Annotated in this window: 2 protein-coding genes; both read left to right on the top strand. The window is 61.2% G+C overall.

Annotated features, from left to right (window positions below; all coding sequences use genetic code 11):
• Positions 1–1069, top strand: a 1069-nt coding sequence (locus BIS11_RS15380; protein WP_253586473.1) for a glyceraldehyde-3-phosphate dehydrogenase, incomplete at its 5' end; no start/stop codon positions are given.
• 279 nt (positions 1070–1348) lie between these two features.
• Positions 1349–2348 (top strand): NADH:ubiquinone reductase (Na(+)-transporting) subunit A (gene nqrA / locus BIS11_RS15375; RefSeq protein ID WP_253586472.1); only part of this gene is annotated, 1000 nt, incomplete at its 3' end.

The following is a 2348-nucleotide window of genomic DNA, read 5'->3' as shown; positions in this document are numbered from 1 at the left end:
GCCCAAGGACGTGGTGCTCTACGGCTTCGGGCGTATCGGCCGGCTGCTGGCGCGCGTGCTGGTCGAGAAGGCCGGCGGCGGCAACCTGCTGCGACTTCGCGCGATCGTCGTGCGCGGGCGCGGCGATATCGCCAAGGACCTCGAGAAGCGCGCAAGCCTTCTGCGCCGCGACTCCGTCCACGGCCCCTTCGAGGGCACCATCGGGGTCGACGCCGAGGCGCGCACGCTGACCATCAACGGGAACGTGGTGCAGGTGATCTACGCCGACTCGCCAAGCGAGATCGACTACACCGTCTACGGTATCCACAATGCCGTGGTGGTCGACAACACCGGCATCTGGCGCGACGAGGCGGGCCTGGGTCAGCACCTGGAGTGCAAGGGCGTGGCGAAGGCGCTTCTGACCGCGCCGGGCAAGGGCGACATCAAGAACATCGTCTTCGGCATCAATCATCAGTCGATCAGCGATGATGACCGCATCGTCTCGGCGGCGTCGTGCACCACCAATGCCATCGTGCCGGTGCTCAAGGTGATCAACGACGAATTCGGCGTGAAGACCGGTCACGTCGAGACCGTCCACGCCTACACCAACGATCAGAACCTGATCGACAACTACCACAAGGGCGACCGTCGCGGGCGTAGCGCCGCGCTCAACATGGTGTTGACCGAGACCGGCGCCGCCAAGGCCGTTTCCAAGGCGCTGCCGGAGCTCGAGGGCAAGTTGACCGGTAATGCCATTCGCGTGCCCACGCCCAACGTCTCGATGGCGATCCTGAACCTGACCCTCGAGAAAGAGACCGACGCCGCCGCGCTCAACGACTACCTGCGTCGCATGTCGATCGACTCCAACTTCCAGAAGCAGATCGACTTCGTCGATTCCGCCGAAGTGGTGTCGTCGGATTTCGTCGGCAATCGCCACGCCGGGATCGTCGATGCCAAGGCGACCATCGCCAACGGCAACCACGCGGTGGTCTACATGTGGTACGACAACGAGTTCGGCTACAGCTGCCAGGTCATCCGCATCCTGCAGCACATGTCCAACGTCGAATTTCTGAAGCTGCCGCGCGGATAATCTTTCGCGCTTCGCTCCAGACGACAACGCCACCGCAAGGTGGCGTTTTTTTATGGGTAAATCAGGAGGGGCTTCACGTATATAACACTTTAGGCGACGGTCGGGGATGTGGTCATTGGCCGCGCTTGTCTTTATAATGCTGGGGATTTTTCGGGGTGGTTCAAGCATGCTTGGGCCTGACTGGTAACGATCTGCACCGCCAACAAGAATTCCCTCTGCAGAAAATGAGCATTCGAACCCCTTACCTTCGTATATCCGATCCATCAACTGGGCGAGACTATGATCGAAGTCAAAAAAGGCCTGGATCTCCCCATCACGGGAGCGCCCGAGCAGCGTATTGACGATGCGCAGCCTGTGCGCCACGTGGCAATCCTGGGTACCGACTACGTTGGCATGAAGCCAACCATGGAAGTTCAGGAAGGGGACAAGGTCAAACTGGGCCAGCTACTTTTCACCGACAAGAAGATCGAAGGCGTACGCTTTACCGCGCCTGCCGGTGGTGAAGTGGTGGCTATCAACCGTGGCGAAAAACGACGTCTGCTCTCCGTGGTCATCAAGGTCGACGAGAACGAGGAGGCCGAAACCTTCGCCTCCCACGATCGCGACGCCCTGGCCACGCTCGAGCGTCAGCTGGTCGTCGACCAGCTCATCGAAAGCGGACTCTGGACGGCCCTGCGCACGCGACCCTTCTCGCGCACGCCGGCGCCAGGCAGCAAACCCGCCGACATCTTCGTCACCGCCGTGGATACCCATCCACTCAGCGCTGACCCTGCCTTCATCATCAAAGAAAATGCCCAGGCATTCGAAGACGGCCTCAAGGTGCTAACCCGCCTGACCGAGGGCAACGTTTTTCTGTGCACGGGCGAAAACGCTGCCATTCCCGGTAGCGACGTAAGCGGTGTCAAGACCGAAAGCTTCAAGGGTCCGCATCCGGCAGGCCTGGTCGGTACGCACATTCACTACCTCTCGCCCGTGGCCCTGCACAAGCAGGTATGGCACATCGGCTATCAGGACGTGATCGCGTTCGGCAAGCTGTTCGTCGAGGGGGTGATCGACAATCGTCGCATCATCGCCGTGGGTGGCCCGCGTGCCGAAAAGCCCCGCCTCGTGCGTACCCGTGTCGGTGCCAGCCTCGATGAGCTGCTCGCCGGCGAGATCATCGAGCCGCAGGGCACCCGGACCATTTCCGGTTCGGTGTTCTCCGGATTCGCTGCCGAAGGCAAGCTGACCTACCTTGGCCGCTTCCACAACCAGATCAGCCTGCTCGAAGAGGGTAACA

The sequence above is a fragment of the Halomonas sp. 707D4 genome (assembly GCF_024158685.1).
Lineage (GTDB): Bacteria > Pseudomonadota > Gammaproteobacteria > Pseudomonadales > Halomonadaceae > Vreelandella.
This window is presented reverse-complemented; position numbering and strand designations above follow the sequence as displayed.